This is a genomic window from Clavibacter lycopersici (assembly GCF_003576405.1).
GTDB classification, from domain to species: Bacteria; Actinomycetota; Actinomycetes; order Actinomycetales; family Microbacteriaceae; genus Clavibacter; species Clavibacter lycopersici.
On sequence record NZ_QWGT01000596.1, the window covers coordinates 1 to 316 of the forward strand.

The window sequence follows — 316 nt, forward strand, 5'->3', positions numbered from 1 at the left end:
TCGGTGGACGAGCTGCCGCCGAGCGCGAGCAGCAGGCGCGGGACGCCGGCGTCGAGGGCCGCGCGGATCGCCTGGCCGAAGCCGCGGGTGTGGGCGGCGAGCGGGCGGAGCGGATCCAGCAGCGTGATGCCGCTCGTCGACGCGACCTCGACGACGCCCGTGCCGTCGGGCAGGAGGAGCCAGTGCGCGTCGACGGGCCGGTCGTCGGGTCCGGTGACGCGGACGGGGACGCGGCGGGCGCCCGGCACCGCCGCCGCGAGCACGTCGAGCGTGCCCTGCCCGCCGTCGGCCATGGGGGCGATGACCACGTCGTCAC

General features: G+C 78.5%; 1 protein-coding gene. It reads right to left on the reverse strand.

What is annotated here, in order from left to right:
- The coding region (locus tag DZG00_RS16705) for a glycerate kinase (RefSeq protein WP_233550193.1) at positions 1 to 316 on the reverse strand (316 nt) is incomplete at both ends.